Source organism: Epilithonimonas pallida (genome assembly GCF_900182975.1).
Lineage (GTDB): Bacteria > Bacteroidota > Bacteroidia > Flavobacteriales > Weeksellaceae > Epilithonimonas > Epilithonimonas pallida.
This window is the reverse complement of the sequence record NZ_FXUO01000004.1, coordinates 428,788-454,914: the sequence shown is the minus strand read 5'-3', so window position 1 is coordinate 454,914 and position 26,127 is coordinate 428,788. Positions and strand designations below refer to the sequence as shown.

Genomic DNA, 26,127 nt, shown 5'->3' with positions numbered 1-26,127 from the left:
TCGGTAAACCCATAATGTTGAAAAAAGCTCCCGAAGCTTCCGTTCAACAGGGTTTTCATTGTTCGTGCTTCGCACGCAACGAAAACTTAGCTATTAATAAAAAACTAACTCTAATAAGAATATTTTGTTTTTTTGGGTCATCTGTAATACCTTGAATTAAATACAAACAGATAATGAGCAGTAATACTGAACCGATATAACCATAAATGTAACCTTTTGCAGAGAGCGCATCTTGTTTGTCTTGAGTTGCGATATCGGGCAAAAAAGAATTATAAAACACCAAACTTCCCCAAAAACCTACACTTGCAGTAATACTGAACAACAGACCGAGGAAAATATTGTTCATCCCTGTGAACATCGCCAATCCCATACACGATGTTGCTCCCAGATAACAGAAAAACTGTAAAAATGATTTTTTATTCCCAATAGTATCTGCTAAAGATGATAAAAATGGAGATAATAAAACCACCAAAAAGAATGAAATTGCATATGAAAAACTAAGAATGGCATCCGGTTCATAGCTTTCTCCAAAAATTTTTATCAAATTACGAACGGGTACTTCCTGATATTCATTTGCTGAAGCAACAAATTCTTTTTTGTTGTAAGCCGTTGTAAGTATTGTATAATAAATCGGGAAAATCGTCGATGTAATCACCAGCGAATAAACCGAGTTGGCCCAATCGTACAATGCCCAGGCACGCATTATTTTCGGGTTATTCTTGATCGAGTTTTCTGTGGTCGTTGTTTCTATTTCTGACATTGGAAATATATTATTTAGACAAAAATAAAAAAACCATTAAATAAAATGATTAATTAATGGTTTTATTTGTTTCAAGTTTAAAGTTACAACTGGTTTGAAGTAAAGTCCGGCTTGCAAATCTTTAGGGAGGCCTGCCTTAATCTCAGCTCGATCTGTTGAAAAGACAGGTCAGCCTATGAAAAGTATAGGCCGACCTACAAAAAGTATAGCTTTACCTAAAAAATAGATAGGCGGACTTAACAATTATGTAGGTCAGCCTAAAAAAAGTATAAGTTAAGCTACAAAACAGATAGGTCGACCTAGTAAATTACAAACTCAAAACCCTTTCAGAGTTTGAAACTCTGAAAGGGTTCTTAAAATTATATTTCAAAATTATTATTGCAAATTCTCGATAACAATCGCCGTTGCGCCACCGCCACCATTACAGATTGCAGCTGCACCGTATTTTCCGTTATTCTGTTTCAAAACATTGATTAAGGTAACAATAATTCTGGAACCCGAACTTCCCAGTGGATGTCCAAGAGACACTGCTCCACCGTTCACATTCACTTTAGAATCATCCAAACCAAGTATTTTATTATTTGCTAAACCTACAACCGAAAACGCTTCATTGAACTCAAAGAAATCAATATCATCTTTGGTTAGGTTTGCTTTTTTAAGAGCAATTGGTAAAGCTTTAGAAGGTGCCGTTGTGAATCTTTCCGGCTCAACCGCTGCATCGGCATAAGAGATAATTTTAGCTAATGGTTTCAATCCTAATTCTTCCATTTTTTCTTTTGACATCAGAATCAAAGCAGAAGCACCGTCATTTAAGGTTGAAGCATTAGCTGCGGTTACTGTTCCGTTTTCTTTTTGGAAAACAGTTGGCAACGTTGGGATTTTATCGAATTTAACTGCTTTATATTCTTCATCTTCTGAGAAAACAATTGGTTCTCCTTTTCTTTGTGGAATACTTACAGGAACAACCTCATCTGCAAATTTGCCGGCTTCCCAAGCTGCAGCCGATCTTTTGTAAGATTGAATAGCAAAAGCATCCTGTTCTTCTCTTGTAATATCATTTTCTTTTGCGCATAGTTCCGCACAAACACCCATATGAACTTTGTTGTAAACATCCGTCAAGCCGTCTTTCAAAAGTCCGTCCTGCATTTTGATTTCGCCCAATTTCACGCCGTTTCTCCCATCCAAATAATGAGGAACACTTGACATATTTTCCATTCCTCCAGCAACAATAACATCCACATCGCCTGCTTTAATTGCCTGAGCTGCCATTGTTACGGCTTTCATTCCGGAAGCGCAAACTTTATTGATAGTTGTAGAAGGTGTATGATTAGATAAACCTGCGCCCAAAGCGACTTGTCTTGCCGGTGCTTGTCCTTCACCAGCCTGCAAAACGTTCCCCATATAAATTTCCTGAACCAAAGCAGGGTCAAGATTGATTTTGTCTAAAGCTCCTTTTACCGCAGCCGTTCCCAATTGTGTTGCAGGAATGCCTGATAAGCTTCCCATAAAACTTCCCATTGGTGTTCTGACCGCTGATACAATGAATACTTCTTTCATAATATTTTTAATTTTTTGTATTGATATTTTTTTTTAAAACACAAGGTTCACTAAGATTTTTCACTAAGTTCACAATGTCCTTTCATTAATTCTAAAGTTAGTTGTGCTTTTTGTGCTAATTTTTGAGCCTCTGTGGTTCAATTTTTTAAACAAGGTTACAAAGTCTTTTTCACTAAGTTCACAATCTCCTTTCATTAGTTCTAAAGTTAGTTGTGCTCTTTGAGCTCTTGTGGTTCAACTTTTTTAAACAAGGTCACAAAGTCTTTTTCTCTAAGTTCACAATGTCCTTCATTAATTCTAAAGTTAGTTGTGCTCTTTGTGCTAATCTTGAGCCTTTGTGGTTCAAATCTATTTTTTCTTGATGCTATTAAAATTAAAGCAACTCCTAAAAATTCGATGAGCCAGCCCCACGACAATTTTACAATTCCTGCAAATGTAGATTGCCAGGATTTGAAGGGTAAAAAGCTGAAATAATCCAAAGATTTTAATTTAATAGCAACAATTGTGAAAACAAAAAGCAAAATCATTAAGAATGTCATTATTTTCACGAATTTATTTTTGTTAATTAGAATGAAAACCAGCATTAATAAAGAAAATCCCCAAACTGCAATCGCAAGTGTATGATCGACTTTCCAATAGTTCCAGTTTCCAACAATTGGAATATGAACCAACGGCAAAAAACTGCCTACCACAACCAGAAACAAACCGATTAACTGTAAATTTTTCATTCTTAATTCTTATTCGCCAATGTAAATAAAAAAAAACACACCTACAAAAGATGTGTTTCGATAATAAGAAAATAGTGTATAAGAATGTTCTATGAAAAATTTATAGTTTTAAAAATCAATATTGGCAATTTCGATTCCGATTTGGATTCCGTTTTTATTTGGTAGATTAGCTTTGCTATTGAAAATTGGAGTGAAATCTTTTTTGATAAATAAGTTAACGCCACCATAACCCAGACTGAATTTCCCACCAAACAAGAAAGCATTCACACCGTCATCCAAAGTGTAATCGTACTTTTGGAATTTACTGCCTTCATCATAATATTTCACTTTTACAATGCTTCTGGTGTTGATTCCTGCATAAGCACCTACGCCGATTTTCCACATTTTTTTTCTCACATCCAGATATTGTTTCCCGTCATACTCGGTGTATTTAGGATTAAGATAAAGCTGAAATTCTATTGGCAAGGTCAAATAAACATTTCTCAATTTGGAACGTTTCAATCTGCCTTCTTCAAAATTCTCAAGAAACAATTGCGAATTTTCCTGAACAAAAACCTGCGGACGTTTCGGCATATAGGTATCAGTTCTGTAAGCTAATCCGTATCTTAGAATCCAGGGACTTGTGAAACTTCCAAGTTGCTTATCTTGCCTGAATTGCACTTCCACACTATGTGAGTTCCCGATCCTCATTTCCGAATCATTTTCAAAAGGATTGAAACTACCTTTATCCTTAGTAAGGTTTGTAAATGCATAGCCCACGCTGATAGTGCTTGTATTGATATATTCTGTAGGTTGTTTTTTATCCTTTCTGATGTTGATGGATACACCGGAATTCTTAAAAACCATCACATTTTTATTTCTGATTGTATCACTATTGTAAACCGAATTTTTAACAGCGCTTTTAGTAATCTCCTCCAACTGCTGACGTTCATTTTCAATTTTATCATTGATAATAGTTTCATATCGTTTGGAAACCGTTTCTTTTTGAGCAATTTGCTCAGCTTTTGTAATTTTTCCAGAACTGAAAGCTTCATCAATTTTATCCGTTTCTGCTTTCATATTCGCTTTCTCTGTCGATACGATTGAATTGACCTTATCAGTGTAAGATTTCATTTGATTATCAAGCGTAGTCTGTGCTGTAGCAAAGCTTGAAAGCATTGCTAAAAGTAGAATTTTGAACTTCATAGTTTAATTATTTAGTTGATATAGAATCTTTTTCGTAAAGTGTAATTCCAAAGAGTTTGATACGTTTTGGGTTAGGAAAATCAGAGTCATTTTTTTTCAGCGTATTGATTCCCATTGCAGATTTTGGTGTTTCCGTTTTAGCTTTGTCAATTTCTACTCCGAAAAGTAGGTCAGACGATGACACATATTTTACTTTTTCTCTTGGTTTTTGAATGTCCGTGTGAGCCAATTGCTCTTCTGGTTTAGAAACAATTTGAGGTTCTTCTTTTTTTATATCCGGAATTTGATTTGAAGCAAGTTTTTCTTTACTAATTGAATTTTTCATTCTGGGCGTTTCCACTTCGTTCAATGTAAACCTAGTCGAAGAATCTTCATTCTTAAAAGCAAATTTTTGATTATCAGAATCCAAAATAGGATTAAGAGGATTTGATTTCACAGCCTCTACATTTTCTGACTTTTTAACTGAAGCCGGAATTGATTTTTCATTTTCTGATTGGCTGGCAAACTGTTGATCACCATTAACTTCAGCTTTATTGTTAGTCATCCATAGAATTCCTCCCAAACCAAATAAGAAAATAACAGCCGCAGCATATCTCAACCAAATCATGTTTGGCTTTTCTTTTTTTGCAGGAGATTGGTCCAGTTTCTCTTCCAATCTGTCCCAAAAACCTTCGGAAACTTTCATTTCCTGTTGTTCATATTTAGATTTCAGACTCTGCATTTTGTTTAGTGTTTTGTTGTTGATTAAAATAATCTTGCAGCCATTTTTTTGCTTTGCTTAGCTGGCTTTTGCTGGTACCTTCTGAGATATTGAGGATTTCCGCAATCTCCTGATGTTTCTTTTCTTCAAAAACAGCAAGGTTAAAAACCAGTTTATAACCAACCGGCATTTCTTTGAAGACAATTTCCAAATCTATATCCTGAGAAAGTTCTGAAACATCTTCCCTCTGGTCTGCAATCGCATCCGTAAATTCGGTTTCCGCGTACAGAACATGTTTATTTTTTCGGACGAAAGTAATGGCATCATTCACCACTATTTTTCTCAGCCAAAACGGAAACGATTCGTAATTTTTACAATCTTCAATCTTGGTAAAGGCTTTATAAAAAGCATTCATCAGAACGTCTTCCGCATCATCCACATTGTTGATATAAGAATTAGCAACCGACAACATTTTCCCAGAAAACATCTCAAACAAACTCTTTTGAGCCAGCCGGTCATTTTTCTTTGCTTTGGAAAAGATATGTTGTAAATCTTGTTTCATTTTCTCTTTCTGACTATAAGACGACAAAAATCCGAAATGGTTGCCTCAATTTTTAAAATAAATAAAAATAAATTTAAAAATAACTGATTATCAATAAAATAAATTTAAAATAAACTCTTGCAGGTTTTTTCTGATTTCGCAGATTATATAAAACAAAATGAGCTCAATCTGTAAAAATCAGCGAGAAATAAATTTAAATTATGGCAATCCCCTCGCCTTCCTGAAGCCATAGCTCGGGTCGGGCTATCCGCTACAATCTTTTTTGTGGAACACGTTTCCAGCTTTTGATTAAATTTTTCAAGCCACAAAAAAGGATTTCCACTACTATCCCTATTGCAGCTTCGCAAGAAATAAAGTTTCGCCAATCATAACACGCAACATCATAATATTGTAAAAAAAGATTCTTTGCTAAGCAAAGCGACTTTGTGAAACCTAAAATATTTTCAATTAGATAAAAAAAACTTCGTGACCTTTGTGTTAAAATTTTTGAATTAAATACGAATCATCAGTATTCATTATTTTCTCCTTATTTTTGCAAAAATTAAAACAAACGTGGTAAACACAGACCAAATAAAAGATATACAATCCAGAATAGAAGACCTTCACAAATTTCTCGGCATCGAGAAAAAGAAAATCGAGATTTCTAATGATGACGAAAAAACTGCCGCTCCGGAATTCTGGGAAAAACCAAAAGAAGCCGAAGTATTCCTCAAACAACTCCGTTCCAAGAAAAAATGGGTGGAAAGTTATGAGGAAATCAATGCTCAGTTTGAAGATTTACAGGTTCTTTTAGAATTCGCAAAAGAAGACCCCGAATCAGAAAAAGAATTAGACGAATCTTTTCCTGAGTTGGTGGAAAAAGTAGAGAATCTGGAATTCAAAAATATGTTGTCCAACGAAGGCGACGAATTATCTGCGGTTCTTCAGATCACAGCCGGAGCCGGCGGAACAGAATCCTGCGACTGGGCCAGTATGCTCATGCGTATGTACACAATGTGGGCAGACAAACAAGGCTACAAAATCCGTGAACTGAATTTCCAGGAAGGCGATGTTGCCGGCGTAAAAACGGTAACTTTAGAAATCGAAGGCGAGTTTGCTTTCGGTTATCTGAAAGGTGAAAATGGCGTTCACCGATTGGTGAGAATTTCACCATTTGACAGTAATGCTAAGCGTCATACGAGTTTCGTTTCTGTTTATGTTTACCCTTTGGTTGATGACACGATTGAAATCAACATCAACCCTGCTGATATTAGTTTCGAAACCATGCGAAGTTCCGGTGCTGGTGGACAAAACGTAAACAAGGTGGAAACTGCGGTCCGTCTTCGTCACGCACCAACTGGAATTATCATTGAAAACTCAGAATCGCGTTCTCAGCTTCAGAACAAGGAAAAAGCAATGCAACTTCTACGTTCCAGACTTTATGAAATCGAACTCGAAGAACGAATGAAAGCCAGAAACGAAATCGAAGCCGGAAAAATGAAAATCGAATGGGGTTCTCAAATCCGAAATTACGTGATGCATCCTTACAAATTGGTAAAAGATGTTCGTTCCGGATACGAAACGTCTGATGTGGACAGCGTAATGAATGGGAACCTGACACCTTTCCTGAAAGCTTACCTGATGAATGAAGGACAAGGTTCTGCAGATGAATTAGATGAGTTGTAGTAAACTTGAATTCTCGCAGATTCAGCAAATCTGGGAATTTGGAAAGTCTTTAAAAAATTAAGCCTCAGAATATTCTGAGGCTTTGATTTTATATTTCTGTATTGAGATCCCAATTTTCGAGATAATCGTTGACGTGTTTCAGGAACATCCCGCCTAAGCTACCGTCCACTACTCTATGGTCATAAGAATGTGACATAAACATCTTCTGACGGATTGCAATCACATCTCCAAACTCAGTTTCGATAACTGCAGGCTTTTTTACAATTGCTCCAACCGCCAAAATCGCTACCTGAGGTTGTGGAATAATCGGCGTTCCCATAAGGTTTCCAAAAGTTCCGACATTAGAAATCGTATAAGTTGCACCCTGTGTATCAGCTGGTGTCAGTTTTTTATTTCTTGCTCTGTAAGCCAAATCATTAATTGCTTTTGCCAATCCTGACAAACTCAACTGGTCTGCATTTTTGATAACAGGAACAATCAGGTTTCCGTCCGGAAGCGCCGTTGCCATTCCTATATTGATGTTTTTCTTTTTGATAATTTTGTCGCCATCAACAGACACATTAATCATTGGGAAATCCTGAATCGCTTTCACAACCGCACGAATGAAAATCGGCATAAATGTCAGTTTTTCACCATCTCTCTTGTGGTAAGAATTTTTGTTGGCGTTTCTCCAGGTCACAACATTGGTTACATCAGTCTCGATGAATGAAGTAACGTGCGGCGAAGTATGCTTGCTGTTCACCATTGCATCTGCAATGATTTTGCGAACACGGTCCATTTGGATAATCTCATCGCCATCATTTACACTGATTGGCTGGGCTGGAGCAGGTGGAGATTTAACCTCAGAAACCGGTAGAGAAATAGTTTGTTGAGCAGGCGATGTTTGAACTGTCGCTCTATTTTTCACAAATCCAAGAATATCTTCTTTTGTAATCCTTCCTTCTAATCCACTTCCTTTTATCGTTTTAAGTTCAGATTCAGAGATATTCTCCTGCTGAACAACAGATTTTACCAAGGGCGACAGATATAAATCTGAATTTTGATGATTGAATGAGTCAGAATGATTGGATAAAGGCTGTTCAAGAGTTTTTACCACTTCCGGCTCAGGCTGAACAATTTGATCTTTCACTTCTTCATAAGATTTGGGTTCAGGTGCTTCAGAATCCCCAGAACCGCCTTCTGTTTCCAAAATCGCAATGGCTTCACCAATTTTAGCAACTTCGTCTTTCTGCTTAAGAATTTTGATGATTTTTCCGGAAACAGGAGTCGGAACATCAGAATCTACCTTGTCCGTTGCAATCTCCACTACAGATTCGTCTTCTTTTATAAAATCGCCTTCATTAAACAGCCAGCTGATAATTGTTGCTTCCATAACCCCTTCGCCCATACTCGGGAGCAATAGTTTATATTCTGCCATTTTTTTGGTTTTTTGAATTTTTCCAAAAGTACATTTTTTTTTATTAATTATATAATTCTATTTTTTTAAAATTTATGAGGGTCTATTTTTTATAAATTTGTTAATCAAAATGTTTTAGAATTATACAATGAATATCTACTTAAGTGCCATCATCCACATCAAAGAAAACTCTATAATGGATGCTATCGAATTATTAAAAAAACTGGTAATAGAAACCCGTAAAGAAAAGGGTTGCGTGCAGTACGATCTCTTTGAAGACAATAGGAATAAAGGTGTGTTTTTCATTCATGAAAACTGGGAAACCAATGAGGATCTTCATCACCATCAGGTTTCTGATCATATGATGATATTCCGTGAAAATATTGCACCTCTGTTAGAAAGTGCCAACAAAGTTTATGTTGGAAACAAACTTTTTTAATTTAAAAAATTAACAAATATCAACTTAAAAAATTAACAAATATTCAATCTATCGGATTTTATTTGTGTTTTATTTATAAAATAAGAATATTTTCAATATTTTTGCTAATCTTTAGTTGTAATAAAAATAATAAATTTTAAATATGAAAATAAATCAACTTACTAAATCCACAGGAATAGGCGTTTTCTTTTTATTTGCGAATCTTAATGCGCAATCCAGTGACAAGATCATTAGAAATTTCATCAAGACTGATGTTAGCTTTCGTAACAATACGGCAGTAGATTTCAGAATTCAAAATGAGGACAAATCGGCTAGTTTAAAATCTGATATAGTTAATATTCAGCAATATTATAATGACACTCCTATTTATAAATCTTTGGCTAAAGCTGTTATCAGAGAAGGAAAAGTTATTTCTTTCAATAACAATTTCAGGCAAATAGGAAACAACAGTATAGTTGCCGACAAAATTGATAAATCGGAAGCCTTTTCCACCGCTCTAAGATCTTTGGATATAAAAGATTCGGGCTTCGAGCTGATGGATGACAAGAGTGGTGACTTGATCAATTTGCCTGATAATAAAGTGGCAAGCATCCGTTTTTATTATGAAAGAAACAACAGCCTTATCCCATCTCAACTATTTTTCATTAATCAAAGCAAAGAAAATAAGTTTTATGGAGTTCTGGTAAGCCTTACCGACGGAGAGATTTTGGAAAAAAACAAAATGATAGATGAATGTTCATTTGATAGAAATCATTTCACGAATGAAACTACCGAAAATACAAATCATCATTTATTAAACCATTTTAATACTTCAATTACAGATAAAAATCAATTTAAGGCTGTCACTAATGCAACTTATAACGTATTTCGTTTCCCTATAGAAGCTCCAACTTTTGGAACAAGGACTCTTGTAACAAATCCTTGGGACCTTACAGCTTCTCCGGAAGGCTGGCACTCTGACGGTACTACAAATTACACTAATACAAGAGGAAATAATGTTTTTGCATATATGGACAATACCGCAAGCAATAACATCAATGGATTTTCTCCACAAAGTACAACGACAGGATCACTTACTTTTGATTTTCCTTTTGCAGAAAGTTCAACATTAAGTGCTTATGACAATACTAACTCTGCTTTAACCAGCTTATTTTATGCAAATAATATGGTTCACGATATCTTCTACAAATTCGGGTTTACAGAAACCAGCAGAAACTTCCAAACTAATAATTTTGGAAAAGGTGGCGGACAAGGTGATGCTGTCCGTGCCGAAGCTTTTGACGGAAGTGGCTATAACAATGCTAACTTTGCTTCTGGTTCAGAAATTCTGAATGGTGTCGGAAACTGGATAGTGTCTGCACCAAGAATGCAAATGTATCTTTGGGATTATGGTGTCACTTTCCAACAAAGATTATTTTATACAGATCCTGTCCTTGCAACCAGACCTGCCGTGAACACAGCTGTCGGTTCTTATCAAACAGGAGGTGGAAGATACCTAATGGCAACCCCAGTTACAGGTGATGTAATTATCCCGTCAGTAATTAACGGTTGTTCAACCATTCCTGAAAGTCTTACGGGCAAAATTGCCCTGATTACTATTTCCGGATGTACAAATGATGTTAAAATTAAAAATGCTCAAGCAGCGGGAGCAATAGGAGTTTTACTTCATAGGACTTCATCTAACTCGGTTGCTGACTGGACACTTGCTAGTGGTAGTGGCATTAATATTCCAATGGTTATGATTCCTAGAGATGAAGGTAACTTCATCACTTCTGAAATTGCTGCCAGCCGAACTGTAAATGTTAGCTTGAAAGATCTGGGTGTTGGTTATAAAAACTCCAGTTTTGACAATGGAGTAATGATCCATGAATATGGTCACGGTATTTCCAATAGACTTACAGGACAAGGTTACAGCTGCTTAACAAGCTTGGAGCAAATGGGAGAAGGATGGTCTGACTTTTTCGCTTTAATGCTAACAAATTCTCCTAATGCTACAGCGGATGTTCCTAGAGGAATAGGTACTTATTCAACTAACTCTTCTACAACATCTGGAGGAATCAGACAATATAAATACAGTCCAAATATGAGCATCAATCCTCACACTTATGCTGATACCAATTCTACAGGAGGACAAGTTCATGCGATAGGTGAAATCTGGGCAACCATGCTTTGGGATCTTCATTGGAAAATGGCTGAAAAATATGGCTACAATTCTGATGTAACAGCTGATCCGAATTCAGGTAGCGCAAAAGTTCTACAGTTGGTTATGGATGGGCTTAAATTGCAGCCTTGCAATCCTGGTTTCATTTCCGGTAGAGATGCTATTCTACAAGCAGACCAGTTAGCTGGAGGTGCAGACAACTGTCTTATCTGGAATGTATTTGCCAGAAGAGGATTAGGCGTTAACGCATCTGCCGGAAGTTCAAGCAGCATTACAGATCAAGTCAACGGATTTAATGTTCCTGAAGCTTGTATTCTTGCAACAGAAGATATAGCTAAAAATAAAGCTTTTGGTATCTATCCAAATCCTGCAAAAGGAGAATTCTTTATCAAAACCGCACCAACTGTTGGTAATGCGACAATTAAAGTAGAAGTTCTTGACTTGAATGGAAAATTGGTTAAATCTATTGAAAGAAAGAAAAACAGTTCAGATTCTATCTCAACAAAAGGACTAATCAAAGGAACATACCTTGTTGTAGTTACCGAAAACGGAAAATCTAATACCGAAAAACTGATTGTAGAATAAAATACAATTACATAAAAATAAGACCTTCTCAAATGAGAAGGTTTTTTTTGTAATAAAATGTTTAACAAAATTTTATATCCAAGGATTATTGGCATCAATATTGAAAAACTACCTTTGTTCAAAATTTAATCTGATTAGTAAATGAAAAATTATTTAAAGACATTATTGACTTTAAGCTTTATCGGAAGTAGTTTTATTGCCTATTCTCAATCTATTGACAGTAGGTCAAAAACTATTTTGGATGATATTACAAAAAATTATAAAAGCAAAAAAAATTCCTATTTCAAGTTTTCTTATGGAACAGGAGCTTCAAAAGTGACTCAAAACCAAACAGGGATTTTTTATTCTGACAATAATAAGTACAAGTTGAAAATCATGGGTGTAGAACAGATTTTTGACGGAAATAAGGTTTATAATATTAATGATGAAGATAAGGAAATAACGATATCGAAGCCAAACGATAATCAGGCTCATTTTTCACCTTTAAGTTATCTGGATTCATACAAAAACGAATACAATGTATCCTATTCCGGTAAAAAGACAATCAGTGGAATTCCTGTAGATGTAATCAAAATGACACCGGTTAAAAGCAATGGACTGAAAACTGTTACTCTATATGTCAATACACCTCAAAAAAAGCTGATCAAGCTCGAACAGGTTTCAACGAATAATGATATTGCAATTATCACAATTAATAATTATAAAGAAAACCAAAACTTACCTGCCAATTTGTTTAGCTTCGACAAATCAAAATATCAAAATTACTTGATTACTGAATTATAAGTTAATGATTAATTAAAATAGAAAAAGAGCATTAGAAATTTCTAATGCTCTTTTATTTATTAACTTTATATTCGTTTGCGCCAGGATAAGGTTGTAGGTAACCTAAGTTCCAGTTAGATTGCAGCAAAGATTCAATAAAAAGATCATCTCTGTATTTATGCGGATCGTAAGGTGTTTTTAGGCTAACATCAGCAATATTTCCTTTTACATTCCACCAGAAAGCACTCCAGCCACCTCTCAGTTCTTTGATGATTTCATAAACTGTTTTGCCGGTTGCCCTACTCATTAATTTTGCAAAAACCTGACCTTCCGTTGTCGTTAGCGCTCTTAGCTGCTTCTCATAACTTGCAGCTAATTCAGTTTGTCTCTGTTTCATATATCTACTTCTTTCTGCACCTTTCATATTAGCGCTTTCTTTCTGAATAGCCCTATACTGTTCTAACGCATCAAGAAATAGCGGGTAAACACGATTCAGCTTCTTATTTAGAAAAAAATAAAAATTCCTGTCCAGTTGATTATTAAAATGTGGGTTAGCCCTCAAAGTCAGCTCATCCATTACAATCACCTGTTCTCCGTTTATCTTATATATTTTTGCTTTTTGAACTTCGTCATAGTAATACTCATTTCCATATTCATCCTTCTGTAATTTACTTTTCGGTATGTCATCAAAAGATTTTACCTGAATCGTATCTTGTTGTGAAAAACAATATACTCCAATAAACAGAAAAAGAATCGGAATCAATTTATCAAAAATCATTACTTTTACTTTCATAAATCAGCGTAAATTTACATCAAAAATCATTCCTTTATATGAAGTTTGAAAAGAAATCAATTAAGTTTTTAGAACAATATTTAAATACCGCTTCGCCAACAGGGTACGAACATAACGGACAAAGAATATGGATGGATTACATCAAGCCCTATGTTGATAAAATTGAAGTTGACAATTATGGTACAGCCTATGGAATTATTAATCCTGAAGCAGAATTCAAAGTAGTGATCGAAGCTCATGCCGACGAAATCAGTTGGTACGTCAATTATATTACAGATGATGGATTAATCTATGTGATAAGAAACGGAGGCTCTGATCAAACCATAGCACCTTCCAAAGTAGTAAACATCCACAGCGAAAAAGGCATTGTGAAAGGCGTTTTCGGCTGGCCGGCAATCCATACAAGAAGTGCCAATCAAAACGAACCAACCCCTAAAATAGACAATATCTTTATTGATTGCGGTGCAACTTCAAAAAAGGAAGTTGAAGAATTAGGGATTTTTGTTGGATGTATGATAACTTATCCCGACGAATTTTTTGAACTGAATGACAGATATTTCGTTTGTCGCGCTCTTGATAATAGAATCGGTGGGTTTATGATTGCTGAAGTTGCGAGACTTTTGAAAGAAAACGAAAACAAACTGCCTTTTGGATTATACATTACCAATTCTGTACAGGAAGAAGTCGGACTTTATGGCGCGGATATGATTGCCGACACGATCAAACCAAATATTGCCATCGTGACAGATGTGACACATGACACAACAACACCAATGATCGAAAAGAAAAAAGAAGGTGACCAAAAATGTGGAAACGGACCTGTGATTTTCTTTGCACCGAGCGTTCATCATACCATTAGAGAACTGATTATCGACACAGCAAAGTCCAAAGAAATCCCTTTTCAAAGAGCAGCCGCAAGCAGGGCAACAGGAACAGACACCGATGCATTTGCCCACTCAAACGGAGGCGTACCAAGTGCCTTGATTTCTTTACCTTTGCGATACATGCATACAACTGTGGAAATGGTTTCGAAAGAAGATGTCTATAATGTCATCAAATTAATTTATGAAAGTCTTCTGAAAATCGAGCCTGCTATGAAACTAAAATACCATTAACATGAAAAAGTTTTTCATAACATTCGCGATTTTTTCTTCTCTGATTGCATTTTCACAAACTCAAAGCGAAAAAGAACTTTTAGAAACCGATAAAACATTAGCAAAACTATCAATTGAAAAAGGAATTAAAGCAGCTTTTGATGAATATCTAGCGGATAATCCAACTACATTTCCATTCAATAAAGATGTATTAACAGATAGAGTTAAAATCCTGAACAGTTATGCTGGTTTGAAAAGCTTGGAATGGGTTCCTCTCAAAGCAGAAGTGTCACAATCCGAAGATCTGGGATACACCTATGGTATTGGAAAGATTACGGTTGAAGAAGCAGGGAAAACTAAAATTAGCTATTCACATTACATCAGTATCTGGAAGAAAAATAATGTTGGTCAATGGAAATTGATTTTAGATACCGGAAACGATTGCTCAGAAGAAGTTGGCAAAAAATATTTTAAATAAATCGTAAAAATGAAAAACAAACTAATAGCACCTTCGCTTCTTTCTGCAGATTTCGGAAATCTACAGAGAGATATAGAGATGCTTAATCATTCCCAGGCAGACTGGTTTCACGTTGATGTTATGGACGGACGTTTTGTCCCGAACATCTCTTTTGGATTTCCCGTGATGAAAACCGTTCAGCAGCACGCAAAAAAATTTATTGATGTCCACCTGATGATTGTGGAACCTGAAAAATATGTTGAAGAGTTCATAGAATATGGTGCAGATCTGGTTTCTGTACATTTTGAAGCCTGTACTCATCTTCACAGAACCATTCATCAGATCCAGGACAAAGGTGCAAAAGCAGGCGTAGTTCTCAATCCGGCAACACCTGTTTTGATGTTAGAGGACATTATTGCGGATGTCGATTTGGTTTTATTGATGAGTGTGAACCCGGGATTTGGAGGACAAAAATTCATCCAGAATACATACAAAAAGATCAGTGAAACCAAAGATTTGATATTGAGTAACAATTCTACCGCATTGATTCAGATTGATGGCGGTGTTAATTTGGACAACGCATCCAGGCTTTTTGAAGTAGGCGCAGATGTTCTGGTTGCAGGAAACGCCGTTTTTTCTTCAGACAATCCGGAGAAAACCATTGAACTTTTGAAAATTTAGGAGCTTAATCCCGCTATCCGCTATATCTTTTTGCCAAGGCTTTTCCATTGCAAAAAAGGATGCCGCTACTATTGGGGCTAATGATAATATCACAAAAAAATAGGCTATCAAATTTGATAGCCTATTTTATATTTAATTTCAGAAGAAATTAGAAAATCTCTCTCCCTGAAAAGTGGAATTGCGCTTCGATAAGAGCGTTCTCATCAGAATCAGAACCGTGAACAGCATTTTCGCCAATGCTTCTTGCGAAAAGTTTTCTGATAGTTCCTTCAGCTGCTTCAGCAGGATTTGTAGAACCAATTACAGTTCTGAAATCTTCTACCGCATTTTCTTTTTCAAGAACCGCTGCTACGATAGGACCGGAAGACATAAATTCTACCAATTCTCCATAGAAAGGTCTTTCGGCGTGTACTTCGTAGAATTTTTTTGCATCAGCTACAGTCAATTGAGTTAGCTTCAATGCTTTAATTTTAAAACCAGCTTCGCTGATTTTTCCAAGAATCGCACCAATGTGTCCATCTGCAACCGCATCTGGCTTAATCATGGTGAAAGTGATTTTTCCTGACATTTCTTATTATTTTTTTTTTAAAGAGTTGCAAACTTACAATAATTTTTGCTTATGTTTGCAAACGGAAATTCTTTTTCAAAGAGTCGTTTTTTTTGGCACAGTATTTGTAACATTATTTTCGATTCTCATGTTTAATTTGAGTTTTCATGGTTATTAGTTTTTACCCCAACTTCGGTTGGGGTTTTTATTTTATTATGGCTATAACATTATAAAAAACCGCCAAAAACATGTTTTTGGCGGTTTTATCATAATTAGTTGATTCTTATCAGCTTGATTTTTATCACACGATCAATCAGCAAGTCATACGACAGCCCGGTATGGTATTCTTAGAAAGTCTCATAATAGCAACAAAGAACAGATTAAAAGTTGCCTACTTTTTAATCGCCTTGGTCTACAAACGCTAATTCATCCGGATTTTTCACAGGATATTTCTCTGTGAAGCATCCAAAACAATGGTTAGGTGACCCTAAAATATCAATCAAATTATCGACACTCAAAAACTCCAGGCTGTCCACAGCAAGATAATCTTTGAGTTCGTCTTTGGTCATATTGGCAGAAATTAAGTCATCTTTTGTTGGCGTATCAATTCCTAAAAAGCAAGGTGCAACAATCGGAGGCGACACACTTCTAAAATGAATCTCCTTCACACCGGCATTTTTCAGAATCTTGACCAGACGTTTAGAAGTGGTTCCTCGGACGATTGAATCGTCGATAATCACCACTCTCTTATCCTTCATTTCGGAAATAATCGGGTTGAGTTTCAGGTTGACAAAATGTTCCCTCATCTCCTGAGACGGAATAATGAACGAACGCCCAATGTATCGGTTCTTAATCAAAACCGGCCTGAAAGGAATGCCCGAGGCTTTAGAAAAACCAATCGCAGCAGGAACTCCGGAATCCGGAACACCAATCACGATATCTGCATCTACAGGTGCCTGCTCCCAAATTTTCATTCCCGATTTTTCACGAACTTCATGAACATTAATCCCTTCCAAAGTAGAATCCGGTCTTGCAAAATAGATATATTCAAAAGCGCAGATTTTGTTGACACAATCGTCCTTTACGAGATAAGATTGCAGTCCATCCTCATTATCACTGGTATAAACAATCTCGCCTGGCAAAATATCACGTACATATTGCGCCCCTACTCCATCCAAAGCACAAGTCTCTGACGCTACAACAAATGTATTTTCGTCAATCGCACCCAAAACCAAGGGCCTGATTCCATTGAAATCACGGAAGGCGAAAAATTTATTTCTTGTAATCCCAACAACAGAATAAGCACCTTCGATTTTTTCCATCGTTGCTTTAATGGCACCACGAAGTCCAAGGTCTAGATTTTTTTGAATCAATCTCAAGATAACTTCGGTATCAGAAGTGGCACGAAAAACCACACCTTCATCTTCCAATTCTTTTCTAAGCTGTTTTGCATTGGTCAAATTTCCGTTATGCGCAATAGAAAGTATGATCTGGTCATATTCGTTCTTGGCAAAAAACGGTTGAAAATTATATTTCTTTTTATCTCCTGCAGTCGTGTATCTTGTATGTCCGATAACAGTACTTCCCATGAATTGTTCCGGTTCCTCGATCGTTTTGAAAACGTCAAGAACCAGACCTTCGTCTTTTACAGAAAATATTTTTCCTTTGTTTCCGACCGCAATTCCACAAGCTTCCTGTCCACGATGTTGCAACGCGAACAGTCCGAACTGTGCCAAAGAAAATGTGTCCAGATTTTCTGTAGAATGCAATCCGAAAACACCGCATTCCTCTTCCATCTTATCAAAAGGATAAGCTCCTAATTCTTCCCTGGAAAGATTTTTGGTTTCTTCAAACTCCTGATAACGGTTCTGGAAAGCATATTTTGACAATGTGCTGTATTTTTGAAATTCTAAATCCATTATAAATTTTCTCGGATTTTATTTTTCTAAAGCGTTTTGTAGTCTGTCAAAAATCTCGACGTAAGCTTCGGTGATTTCGCCCAAATCTCTACGGAATCTGTCTTTGTCAAGCTTTTTCATCGTATCCTTGTCCCAAAGTCTGCAAGTGTCCGGAGAAATCTCATCTGCCAAGACAATCTTACCGTCAGAAGTTTTTCCTAATTCGATTTTAAAATCGACCAGAATCACATTCATTTTATCAAACAAAGCAATCAAAAGCTCGTTGATTTTACCCGTCAAAGCATACATCTCCTTCAGTTCTTCAAACGTTGCAGCGCCTAAAAAAACCGCATGATAATCGTTAATCAACGGGTCGCCCAGTTCATCTTTTTTATAGCAGATATCGAAGATTGTCATCGGAGATTTAGTACCTTCTTCCACACCCAGTCTCTGAGCCATACTTCCCGCAGCATAGTTACGAACAACCATTTCTAGTGGAATGATGTCCACTTTTTTCACCAGTTGTTCCCTGTCATCCAGTTTTTCGATAAAGTGTGTGGGGATTCCGTTTTCGATAAGATAACCGAATATCAGTGTAGAAATCGCATTGTTCAATTCGCCTTTTCTATCGAACTGACCACGTTTCTGTGCGTTAAAAGCTGTTGCATCATCTTTGTAACGAACAACAACTTCGTCAGGTTTGTCTGTAGCAAAAACCTGTTTAGCCTTACCTTCGTAAAGCATTTCTTTCTTTTGACTCATAATTACTTTCATTTTTTTAAACAGAAATCGTAAATGAATTACAATTTCCATTTAAATTTTTACTATTAGATTTATGCACAAATTTACGAATTTTATATTTCTTTTCGTAAAATTTATAAAATCGTGAATTTCTATTAATTCATATTCTTTATTAGGTATTATATTTGGTAAGAAATAGAAACAAGACTCCCGAATTTATGCCCGAAACTTTTGGTGAAAAAGTAATTGAATTCAATCAACATCTTGAATATCCCGGTTTGCTTCCTGACGGATTCCGGGTTTTGAATCCTTATCTGGGCAATCCGGAAACTTTGGATGTGATGCAACGATTCTATAACAAATATTATAATGATCCGGAAGTGAGGAAATTCATTATCGGAATTAATCCAAGCAGGCACGGCGCCGGTGTGACAGGAATTCCCTTTACAGACACCAAACGCTTGAAAGACGTTTGCGGAATCGAAATGAAATCCGCTTACACACACGAGATTTCTTCAGTCTTTATGTATGATATGATTGACGCCTATGGTGGAGCAAAAAGTTTCTATCAGGATTTTTATATCAATTCCCCATTTCCTTTGGCTATCATCAGAAAAACAAAAGAAAATAAATGGATTAATGCCAATTATTATGATGACAAGTTTTTATTTGAAATGGTAAAACAATTCATGATTGATTCTCTGAAAAAGCATATCAGTTTAGGTATCGATACTTCAAAAGTTTATGTTTTGGGAAAGAAAAACGCAGATTTCATCCATAAATTAAATTGTGAAGCTAAATTATTTGATGAATTAAAAATACTGGAACACCCGAGATTTATTCAGCAATATAAATCGAAAGAAAAGCAATTGTATATTGATAAATATATTCTCACTCTTAAAAATCTTGACAAATAAAAAAAGCATTTCAGGTTTGAAATGCTTTTTTTATTTTTTAATGAATTTATTTTTTAATAAACTTGACCGATTTTCCATCGATATTCAAAATGTAAGTATTTGGAAGTAATGACTGAACGTCAATCGATTTTTGATTAACAAAAGGATTATTGATTTCTTTTATCAACTTACCGGAAAGGTCATAGATCTTTGCCGATTTTGCCTTGCTGATTTCCCCATTAACATAAAGCTGATGAACAACCGGATTTGGATAAATATTGAAATCGAAAGTTCTATCCGTAATATCATTAATTCCCAAAACGCCCAAACCTTGACAATAATCAGATGCATAACTTGTCCATTCATTAATATCAAAAGTCGCTGTCGGATTAGTGATTTCCGGCTTTCTGTAAAGTGATTTGTTACCATTAGCATTATCCTGACCTTTAACACCAACTGCATCTACAGTTGATGATTTGTAAGATAAATCAACATATTGCCCACCTGTAAAAGTAAGAGAAGGCGCAGCCGTTACAAATTTAGCATTAAGATTATTGAAACAGCTGAAATTAGCATTAGGATTAATAGCAACAAAACTTTGATTGTTTTCTATCTCGCCTTCCAATTCAAATGGTTCTCCAAAATAATACACCGTTCCTTTATACTGTATGTACAACTTGTAGCCATTAAGATTGACTTTGTGGCCGGTTCTGTTGGCAATTTCAAACGCCTTATTATTTCCGGTTCCTTCCAGATATTTAACTATTTGCAAATCTTTTGCAAATATATCTGACTCCAAGGTTGTCACATTCATCGTATTACTCTGCGCACTTTCCAGATATGACGTGTCATAAGCTTTAACCGTAAAGTTATAAGTTGTATTTGGGGTTAAATGGTCTGCCGAGAATGAACTGGTTTTTGAAGTTCCAATCAAGACATTATCCTGATAGATCCTGTAACCCAACACATCAGATTCCGGACTCGCCTGCCATTTTAGATTGACAAAATAAGCCGAATTTCTCTCCATAGATAATTGTGATGGCGTTGAAGGTGGAATGTTATCAGGTGTCTGATTCCAGATCAAATTGACCCATTCCGGATGATCAATAAAAGGATTTCTGTTTTTCTGAATATTATAAACGGAGTTATTGCGGGTTATTTCTCTTGCTGAGACCGGATCTTGTTGATGCCAGTTAAGCAGCATTGCGATATACCAGTCGTCGTAAGCTTTTTCTTCTGTTCCGTTGAGTGGGTTTTGATCTTTTGTCGGATCCGCATTTGTACTGTAATTAAAACCTCCTAATTTCCCCTCATATCTCACTACGAAATATAGTAGTGATCTTGCAACATCGCCTTTGAACTCATCAATTGGCTCATAAACTCTTCCTGTATAAATTGCGCCGGGTGTACCATTGGAAGCTTGTTTTGAACCATTTGTGAAATTATAATAAACTGTTGAACCTGCTTTCCCGTAAGGAAAATTACTTCTCAACTGATTAATTCTCGCATCTGTGGGAACAACAAAAAACAAATCAGAATACATCGGATATGCACTATTAAAAGAACTTTGTGGCATCATATGCTCCCGGTTCCAGCCAAGGCCTTCTGCATTGGCACTGCTGATTATATTACTCAATGTATAATGATATGCCGTCGTCCCAGTTGGATTGTTGGAATAGATATCTAATAAATAAGTGGTATTGCTAGCATCATAATCGTAATACTTATCTATATCCGTCTGTCCATACAAAGTTTTCAGATCATCATAATGCCAGTTGTAATTCTTAGAAATAATATCGTGAAGTTTACTTTTCAGAGCATAACCAGAAAGACCTTCGGTTCCGGAATAGTAGCCTGCAGGTGCTTGAGCGTAGCCCAAAACCGGAAGAATGGCTAATGTCAACAAGTACTTTTTTATCATATCTCAATTTTAAAAAGTGGAGGATAAAAGTATCATTTTTTTATCACATAACTTTTATTATTTTGAAATTGATTATTAATAATTGTTTATATTAATTTGAAAAAAAATAAAAAATCCTCTTCATTAGAGGATTTTCATTTAATAAAGTATAATTTTTTTTATTCTCCTGCGATGATATTATGAAGTGTGACTTTCAATCCTTCTAATTGCTCTTTTTTGCCGTCCAGTTTCTCATAGGTATCTTTCAAAAGTGGATTATCTCGCGTTGGTGAATTGAAAAAAGACAAATTATTTTCCAATTGCACAACTTCTGCTTCCAGATCTGCAATTTGATTTTTGATTTTTCTGGCTTTATCGGTCAATTGGCTTTCTGACAGATTTTCTTCCTTCAAATCAAACTCATTGATTTTGTTGAGTTTTAACTTCTCTCTCAGAGTTTTATTAAATTCCGTATTAATTGACAACTTATCTTTGGGAACTTTTCCGATAGCATTCCAGGAATTCTTGATATTCTCGATTTTTTCAACAGAACCGTCTTCGTCTGTCAAAGCTTTCAGTTCATCGAGAAGTGCTTTTTTGTTTTTATAATTTTCTTTCCAGTTATCGCCGGCTGCATTATTCTTTTCTCTATAATTTTTGAAAAACGTATTACAAGCATCACGGAAGTCATCCCAAACTTTATTCGCCTGACTTCTGGGAACGTGACCAATTTTTTTCCAGTCTTCCTGTAGTTTTTTGAATAATGGAACCACGGTATCCCAATCTTCAGAATTCATATTATCCTGAGCCGTTTTGATTAAGGCTTGTTTTTCTTCAAGATTCTGAATCTGAGATCCTTTTAGATTCTTATAAAAATCATTTTTAGCTGTATTGAAATCCCTAAGAGATTGTTTGAAATCTGTCCAGTTTTGATTGGATAATTTCTTTGGAACAGCGCCTAATTTCAAGAACTCGGATCTGATCTCTTCTACTCTTTTAATGGCTTGTTGCCAATAGGTATGATTGATGTTCTGAGGAGCAGAAAGTGTTTTCAACTCTTCAATGATCTTATTTTTCTTTTCAAGATTTTCAAGTTGTTCAGTTTCTATAACTGCAATCAACTCAGATTTTCTTTCATGAATTTTATTGGAAATCTCTTTGAATTCTTCCCAGGTTTTTTCACGGAATTCTTCTGCAACAGGCTCCGCTTCTTCTTTCCAAAGCTTATGAAGATATTGCAGTTCATTCAGTGCTTTTTGAACAACCTTCTCATCCAGCAATTCTTTTGCTCTTTGGATAATATGTTGTCTTTTTTCAAGATTATGAGCAAATTCCTGCTCCAGATATTCTTTATTCAGATCCAACATCTCATTGAACATTTTAAGATGATGGAAATAATTATTATTCAGATTTTTGAACTCAGATTTAGCAACCTGACCTGCATTTCCCCAGGCTTCTTTGATTTCTCTTATTGATTTGAAGAGATTAGTTCCCGGTTCAGAATTGGTGTAAAGGTTTTTCAGCCTCTCGATAATTGCTAATCTTTCTTGCAGATTTCCTTGATGTTCGGCTTCTTGTTGTTTATGAAATTTATCTTGTTTTTCTTTGAAAATATTGACAAGAGCAGACAATTTGGAAGCTTGTGGATGATGATATTCGAAATGTTCTTCAGGATTTCCCTGTTCCAGGTACTCGTGTTTTTTGTCTTCGATTTCGTCAGCCAATTTGTGATTTGCCTGTTCCCGCAGTGCATTGAAACGTCTGGAAAAAGATGAAGCATCATCTTTGTTGACTATTTTTTCCATTTCGTCCAAAGCTTCTTTTAAAGAATAATGAGAAAAATCTTCCTCAACAACTTCGGTTTCCTGATGTTCAGATTCGGTTTCGGTTTCTGAATTTTGGCTGGTAACTGTTTCTTCTACTGGTTGATTTTCAGCAGCATCAGTTTCCGGATTCAAATTTTCATTCTCAGGATTTTCATTTTCAATACTCATAACAAAGCAAATTAATTGACAAAAACAACTTTTAGATGCACTAAATTAACTGTTTTTTACAGAAAACACCAAATATAAATACTAAATTTATAAAAAAAACATTAAATATATATTGAAATGATTAATCCGGATATTTAAAATTAATATTTACTTGACATAGGCTCTTTGATGTCGTATCTTTGCACCTCGCAAAAATTTAACCACAGGCAAGTCCTGTAAAAACAAATAAAATCCGTAAATTTTATGAAAACATCTGATTTCAATTTCGATTTGCCAGCAGAGTTATTGGCAGAACACCCGTCAGAAAACCGTGATGAGGCAAGGTTGATGGTTCTTAACAGAAAAACTGAAACTATCGAGCATCGCCTTTTCAAAGATGTTATTGATTATTTTGATGAGAAAGACCTTTTCATTTTTAATAATACCAAAGTTTTCCCTGCAAGATTATTTGGAAACAAAGAAAAAACAGGAGCTAAGATTGAAGTTTTCTTATTGAGAGAACTGGATGCTGAAACTCGTGTTTGGGACGTTTTGGTTGACCCGGCAAGAAAAATCAGAATCGGTAACAAATTATTCTTCACAGAAGATGAGTCTCTTGTAGCGGAAGTTATCGATAATACGACTTCTAGAGGAAGAACACTGAGATTTTTGTTCGATGGTTCTTATGAAGAGTTCCGTGCAAAATTGACAGAACTTGGAGAAACACCACTTCCTAAATACATCAAAAGAGAGGTTGAGCCGGAAGATGCAGAAAGATACCAGACCATCTATGCGAAAGTTGAAGGTGCTGTTGCAGCGCCAACTGCCGGTTTACACTTTTCAAAACACTTGATGAAGAGATTAGAGATCAAAGGAATCGATTTTGCAGAGATCACACTTCACGTTGGTTTGGGAACTTTCAACCCAATCGAAGTTGAAGATCTATCCAAGCATAAAATGGAATCTGAAGAAGCTATTATCGATGAGAAGAACGCAGCAATCATTAACAAAGCTGTAGAAGAAGGACGCAGAGTCTGTGCTGTTGGAACAACAACGATGAGAGCTTTGGAAACTTCTGTTTCTTCTAACAAAAAAATCTCAGCTTACAGAGGTTGGACCAACAAGTTCATCTATCCACCTCACGAATTCGGTGTTGCCAATGCAATGATTACCAACTTCCACACGCCTAAGTCTACTCTGATTATGATGATTGCCGCTTTTGCGAACAAAGATTTCATCATGAGAGCTTACGAGGAAGCTATCAAAGAAAAATACAAATTCTACTCTTACGGAGACGCGATGTTGATTCTTTAAGATTTGAATTTTTCAAAAACAGAATGCACAATTTTTATAGTTGTGCATTTTTTGTTAAGCCACAAAAGTCACAAAAGATTTTTATTGAATATTTTTTCAATATATAACAAGTTCACAAAATTTTCTTTTTGAACTTTTAACGTATCCATTCAATTTTGTCCTTTTGTAACTTTTGTGGTTTCAATCTCCATTATTTTCATTAATTTCATCCAATGAAAGCACTTTCCTTTTTCGCATTATTATCCATTACATTTTCCTGTTCACAGACTCAGGAGAATTTTTCAACATTGGCGAGTCTTCCCAAAAAGCTGAAAGAAGCTTCGGCTTGTGAAATTTCGAAAGCATCACCCCTGATTTGGACGATTGAGGACAACCATAATCACAATGTTCTTTTTGGATTCAATGAGAAAGGAGAATTAATCAGGCAAATTACCATCTCTAATGTTGAAAATAATGACTGGGAAGATTTGACTTCTGATGATGAAGGCAATATCTACATCGGCGATTTTGGAAATAATGATAATGACAGGCAAAACTTAGCCATTTATAAGATCAATGCTTCAGATTTGAATAAAGATGAAGCTAAAGCAGAATCAATTGTTCAGTTCTATTATCCCGAACAAACCGAATTTCCTCCAAAAAAGAAAGACCGCATTTTTGACGTTGAATCGTTCTTCATCCATAACAACAAATTTTTTCTTTTCACTAAAAACAGAAGTTCAAAATTTGATGGAACCACGGTTTTATATGAAGTTGATAACAACTCCACTCAAAAATTACCTGCTAAGAAAATCGGAAGTTTTGTGACTTGTGAGCAGTTCAATCATTGTGCTGTGACCAGTGCAGACATCAGCCCGAATAAAGATAAAGTGGCGATTTTAAGCTCAGATAAAGTTTGGATTTTCACCAATTGGAAAGGCAATAATTTCTTCTCCGGAAACGTCGAAAAAATTGAACTGAATCATCACACACAGAAAGAAGGTCTTTGTTTCAAAGATGAAAATACAATCTTAATGACCGATGAAGGCAACAAAACACACACAGGAAATCTTTATCAATTGAAGTTGAAATAATATTATTATGAATCTTGACTTATAAATCTTCTACCATATTCTGGATTGAAAACTCTTGCCTTAAATTCTTTGTAATGTTTTAATCTACAAGTTAAAGAGCAAGAGAATTTTTGAAATCCGTGAATCTCATACCAACTATACAAGCTGTTGTATCTTTCTAATTTAAAATCAAAAGTGAATTTTTCTTTCTTCACATTTGCTAAGTAAGATTTTCCCTTAAATTTAATTTCTAATAACATATAATTATATTTTTAATAATA

General features: G+C 35.5%; 23 protein-coding genes and 1 pseudogene. 10 read left to right on the top strand and 14 right to left on the bottom strand.

Annotated features, from left to right (window positions below; genetic code table 11):
- Positions 1–94 precede the first annotated feature (94 nt).
- From QOL71_RS10440 to QOL71_RS10415, 6 genes and pseudogenes are all read right to left on the bottom strand, one after another.
- Positions 95–760, bottom strand: a pseudogene (locus tag QOL71_RS10440) (MFS transporter); the annotation flags it as partial.
- Between the two features lie 375 nt (positions 761–1,135).
- Entirely contained in the window at positions 1,136–2,317 is a 1,182-nt protein-coding gene (locus tag QOL71_RS10435; protein ID WP_283416865.1) for a thiolase family protein, read from the bottom strand.
- 206 nt (positions 2,318–2,523) lie between these two features.
- On the bottom strand, positions 2,524–3,045 hold the full coding sequence (locus QOL71_RS10430; RefSeq protein ID WP_283416864.1) for an MFS transporter: 522 nt from the start codon (positions 3,043–3,045) through the stop codon (positions 2,524–2,526).
- A gap of 108 nt (positions 3,046–3,153) precedes the next feature.
- Positions 3,154–4,230 (bottom strand): hypothetical protein, encoded by a 1,077-nt coding sequence (locus tag QOL71_RS10425; RefSeq protein ID WP_283416863.1) that lies wholly within the window; start codon positions 4,228–4,230, stop codon positions 3,154–3,156.
- A gap of 7 nt (positions 4,231–4,237) precedes the next feature.
- A complete protein-coding gene (locus tag QOL71_RS10420; RefSeq protein WP_283416862.1) occupies positions 4,238–4,951 on the bottom strand; it encodes a hypothetical protein in 714 nt (237 codons plus the stop codon).
- Complete coding sequence (locus tag QOL71_RS10415) at positions 4,932–5,492, bottom strand: RNA polymerase sigma factor (protein ID WP_283416861.1); 561 nt, start codon at positions 5,490–5,492, stop codon at positions 4,932–4,934. Before QOL71_RS10415 ends, QOL71_RS10420 begins: the two co-directional genes overlap by 20 nt.
- Positions 5,493–6,044: 552 nt before the next feature.
- Here QOL71_RS10415 and prfB point away from each other — a divergent pair.
- The gene (gene prfB / locus QOL71_RS10410; protein WP_283416860.1) at positions 6,045–7,157 is read left to right on the top strand and encodes a peptide chain release factor 2; all 1,113 of its coding nucleotides are present in this window, start codon (positions 6,045–6,047) and stop codon (positions 7,155–7,157) included.
- 88 nt (positions 7,158–7,245) lie between these two features.
- On the opposite strand, the gene QOL71_RS10405 is transcribed toward prfB, so the two are convergent.
- A complete protein-coding gene (locus QOL71_RS10405) occupies positions 7,246–8,574 on the bottom strand; it encodes a dihydrolipoamide acetyltransferase family protein (protein ID WP_283416859.1) in 1,329 nt (442 codons plus the stop codon).
- Positions 8,575–8,701: 127 nt separating this feature from the next.
- Here QOL71_RS10405 and QOL71_RS10400 point away from each other — a divergent pair, with 127 nt between their 5' ends.
- The 3 genes from QOL71_RS10400 (at position 8,702) to lolA1 (ending at position 12,521) form a co-directional block, all read left to right on the top strand.
- The gene (locus QOL71_RS10400) at positions 8,702–8,992 is read left to right on the top strand and encodes a putative quinol monooxygenase (protein WP_283416858.1); all 291 of its coding nucleotides are present in this window, start codon (positions 8,702–8,704) and stop codon (positions 8,990–8,992) included.
- A gap of 142 nt (positions 8,993–9,134) precedes the next feature.
- Positions 9,135–11,738, top strand: a complete 2,604-nt coding sequence (locus QOL71_RS10395) for a T9SS-dependent M36 family metallopeptidase (protein ID WP_283416857.1) — start codon at positions 9,135–9,137, stop codon at positions 11,736–11,738.
- Between the two features lie 141 nt (positions 11,739–11,879).
- The gene (gene lolA1, locus QOL71_RS10390; RefSeq protein WP_283416856.1) at positions 11,880–12,521 is read left to right on the top strand and encodes an outer membrane lipoprotein periplasmic chaperone LolA1; all 642 of its coding nucleotides are present in this window, start codon (positions 11,880–11,882) and stop codon (positions 12,519–12,521) included.
- Positions 12,522–12,573: 52 nt separating this feature from the next.
- On the opposite strand, the gene QOL71_RS10385 is transcribed toward lolA1, so the two are convergent.
- Positions 12,574–13,293, bottom strand: a complete 720-nt coding sequence (locus tag QOL71_RS10385; protein ID WP_379953609.1) for a DUF4294 domain-containing protein — start codon at positions 13,291–13,293, stop codon at positions 12,574–12,576.
- A gap of 38 nt (positions 13,294–13,331) precedes the next feature.
- Here QOL71_RS10385 and chrP point away from each other — a divergent pair, with 38 nt between their 5' ends.
- Genes chrP through rpe form a run of 3 tightly spaced genes read left to right on the top strand, consistent with a single transcriptional unit; the run spans position 13,332 to position 15,525 of the window.
- The gene (gene chrP, locus QOL71_RS10380) at positions 13,332–14,408 is read left to right on the top strand and encodes a chryseobasin maturation metalloprotease ChrP (protein ID WP_283416855.1); all 1,077 of its coding nucleotides are present in this window, start codon (positions 13,332–13,334) and stop codon (positions 14,406–14,408) included.
- 1 nt (position 14,409) lies between these two features.
- The gene (locus QOL71_RS10375) at positions 14,410–14,865 is read left to right on the top strand and encodes a DUF4440 domain-containing protein (RefSeq protein WP_283416854.1); all 456 of its coding nucleotides are present in this window, start codon (positions 14,410–14,412) and stop codon (positions 14,863–14,865) included.
- Positions 14,866–14,874: 9 nt separating this feature from the next.
- The gene (gene rpe / locus QOL71_RS10370) at positions 14,875–15,525 is read left to right on the top strand and encodes a ribulose-phosphate 3-epimerase (RefSeq protein ID WP_283416853.1); all 651 of its coding nucleotides are present in this window, start codon (positions 14,875–14,877) and stop codon (positions 15,523–15,525) included.
- A gap of 148 nt (positions 15,526–15,673) precedes the next feature.
- Here rpe and QOL71_RS10365 read toward each other — a convergent pair whose 3' ends face one another.
- The 3 genes from QOL71_RS10365 to purC form a co-directional block, all read right to left on the bottom strand.
- Complete coding sequence (locus tag QOL71_RS10365; protein ID WP_283416852.1) at positions 15,674–16,093, bottom strand: nucleoside-diphosphate kinase; 420 nt, start codon at positions 16,091–16,093, stop codon at positions 15,674–15,676.
- 377 nt (positions 16,094–16,470) lie between these two features.
- Positions 16,471–17,991, bottom strand: a complete 1,521-nt coding sequence (gene purF / locus QOL71_RS10360) for an amidophosphoribosyltransferase (protein ID WP_283416851.1) — start codon at positions 17,989–17,991, stop codon at positions 16,471–16,473.
- Between the two features lie 18 nt (positions 17,992–18,009).
- A complete protein-coding gene (purC, locus tag QOL71_RS10355) occupies positions 18,010–18,732 on the bottom strand; it encodes a phosphoribosylaminoimidazolesuccinocarboxamide synthase (protein ID WP_283416850.1) in 723 nt (240 codons plus the stop codon).
- A gap of 197 nt (positions 18,733–18,929) precedes the next feature.
- On the opposite strand from purC, the gene QOL71_RS10350 reads away from it, so the two are divergent.
- Positions 18,930–19,628, top strand: a complete 699-nt coding sequence (locus QOL71_RS10350; RefSeq protein WP_283416849.1) for an SMUG2 DNA glycosylase family protein — start codon at positions 18,930–18,932, stop codon at positions 19,626–19,628.
- Between the two features lie 46 nt (positions 19,629–19,674).
- On the opposite strand, the gene QOL71_RS10345 is transcribed toward QOL71_RS10350, so the two are convergent.
- Entirely contained in the window at positions 19,675–21,528 is a 1,854-nt protein-coding gene (locus QOL71_RS10345; RefSeq protein WP_283416848.1) for an endonuclease, read from the bottom strand.
- A 158-nt stretch (positions 21,529–21,686) separates the two neighbouring features.
- On the bottom strand, positions 21,687–23,501 hold the full coding sequence (locus QOL71_RS10340; RefSeq protein WP_283416847.1) for a DUF349 domain-containing protein: 1,815 nt from the start codon (positions 23,499–23,501) through the stop codon (positions 21,687–21,689).
- 243 nt (positions 23,502–23,744) lie between these two features.
- Between QOL71_RS10340 and queA the strand changes: the two genes are divergently transcribed.
- Both queA and QOL71_RS10330 read left to right on the top strand, forming a co-directional pair.
- Positions 23,745–24,794, top strand: coding sequence for a tRNA preQ1(34) S-adenosylmethionine ribosyltransferase-isomerase QueA (gene queA, locus QOL71_RS10335; RefSeq protein ID WP_120212981.1), 1,050 nt, complete (start codon positions 23,745–23,747; stop codon positions 24,792–24,794).
- A gap of 212 nt (positions 24,795–25,006) precedes the next feature.
- Complete coding sequence (locus QOL71_RS10330; RefSeq protein WP_283416846.1) at positions 25,007–25,867, top strand: NHL repeat-containing protein; 861 nt, start codon at positions 25,007–25,009, stop codon at positions 25,865–25,867.
- Positions 25,868–25,872: 5 nt separating this feature from the next.
- Here the strand turns inward: QOL71_RS10330 and QOL71_RS10325 are convergent, their stop codons facing one another.
- Positions 25,873–26,106 carry a hypothetical protein gene (locus tag QOL71_RS10325; protein WP_283416845.1) on the bottom strand — a complete coding sequence of 78 codons (234 nt, stop codon included), beginning with the start codon at positions 26,104–26,106 and terminating at the stop codon, positions 25,873–25,875.
- Positions 26,107–26,127: the final 21 nt, after the last annotated feature.

What these genes read in the sequence shown, in the direction of transcription:
- QOL71_RS10325 (WP_283416845.1), bottom strand. Translation starts at nt 26,106, where the DNA reads ATGTTATTAGAAATTAAATTTAAGGGAAAATCTTACTTAGCAAATGTG.
- QOL71_RS10435 (WP_283416865.1), bottom strand. Translation starts at nt 2,317, where the DNA reads ATGAAAGAAGTATTCATTGTATCAGCGGTCAGAACACCAATGGGAAGT.
- purF (WP_283416851.1), bottom strand. Translation starts at nt 17,991, where the DNA reads ATGGATTTAGAATTTCAAAAATACAGCACATTGTCAAAATATGCTTTC.
- QOL71_RS10340 (WP_283416847.1), bottom strand. Translation starts at nt 23,501, where the DNA reads ATGAGTATTGAAAATGAAAATCCTGAGAATGAAAATTTGAATCCGGAA.
- QOL71_RS10405 (WP_283416859.1), bottom strand. Translation starts at nt 8,574, where the DNA reads ATGGCAGAATATAAACTATTGCTCCCGAGTATGGGCGAAGGGGTTATG.
- QOL71_RS10375 (WP_283416854.1), top strand. Translation starts at nt 14,410, where the DNA reads ATGAAAAAGTTTTTCATAACATTCGCGATTTTTTCTTCTCTGATTGCA.
- QOL71_RS10365 (WP_283416852.1), bottom strand. Translation starts at nt 16,093, where the DNA reads ATGTCAGGAAAAATCACTTTCACCATGATTAAGCCAGATGCGGTTGCA.
- lolA1 (WP_283416856.1), top strand. Translation starts at nt 11,880, where the DNA reads ATGAAAAATTATTTAAAGACATTATTGACTTTAAGCTTTATCGGAAGT.
- QOL71_RS10415 (WP_283416861.1), bottom strand. Translation starts at nt 5,492, where the DNA reads ATGAAACAAGATTTACAACATATCTTTTCCAAAGCAAAGAAAAATGAC.
- chrP (WP_283416855.1), top strand. Translation starts at nt 13,332, where the DNA reads ATGAAGTTTGAAAAGAAATCAATTAAGTTTTTAGAACAATATTTAAAT.
- QOL71_RS10425 (WP_283416863.1), bottom strand. Translation starts at nt 4,230, where the DNA reads ATGAAGTTCAAAATTCTACTTTTAGCAATGCTTTCAAGCTTTGCTACA.
- purC (WP_283416850.1), bottom strand. Translation starts at nt 18,732, where the DNA reads ATGAGTCAAAAGAAAGAAATGCTTTACGAAGGTAAGGCTAAACAGGTT.
- QOL71_RS10345 (WP_283416848.1), bottom strand. Translation starts at nt 21,528, where the DNA reads ATGATAAAAAAGTACTTGTTGACATTAGCCATTCTTCCGGTTTTGGGC.
- QOL71_RS10395 (WP_283416857.1), top strand. Translation starts at nt 9,135, where the DNA reads ATGAAAATAAATCAACTTACTAAATCCACAGGAATAGGCGTTTTCTTT.
- QOL71_RS10350 (WP_283416849.1), top strand. Translation starts at nt 18,930, where the DNA reads ATGCCCGAAACTTTTGGTGAAAAAGTAATTGAATTCAATCAACATCTT.
- QOL71_RS10430 (WP_283416864.1), bottom strand. Translation starts at nt 3,045, where the DNA reads ATGAAAAATTTACAGTTAATCGGTTTGTTTCTGGTTGTGGTAGGCAGT.
- QOL71_RS10420 (WP_283416862.1), bottom strand. Translation starts at nt 4,951, where the DNA reads ATGCAGAGTCTGAAATCTAAATATGAACAACAGGAAATGAAAGTTTCC.
- QOL71_RS10330 (WP_283416846.1), top strand. Translation starts at nt 25,007, where the DNA reads ATGAAAGCACTTTCCTTTTTCGCATTATTATCCATTACATTTTCCTGT.
- queA (WP_120212981.1), top strand. Translation starts at nt 23,745, where the DNA reads ATGAAAACATCTGATTTCAATTTCGATTTGCCAGCAGAGTTATTGGCA.
- QOL71_RS10385 (WP_379953609.1), bottom strand. Translation starts at nt 13,293, where the DNA reads ATGAAAGTAAAAGTAATGATTTTTGATAAATTGATTCCGATTCTTTTT.
- QOL71_RS10400 (WP_283416858.1), top strand. Translation starts at nt 8,702, where the DNA reads ATGAATATCTACTTAAGTGCCATCATCCACATCAAAGAAAACTCTATA.
- rpe (WP_283416853.1), top strand. Translation starts at nt 14,875, where the DNA reads ATGAAAAACAAACTAATAGCACCTTCGCTTCTTTCTGCAGATTTCGGA.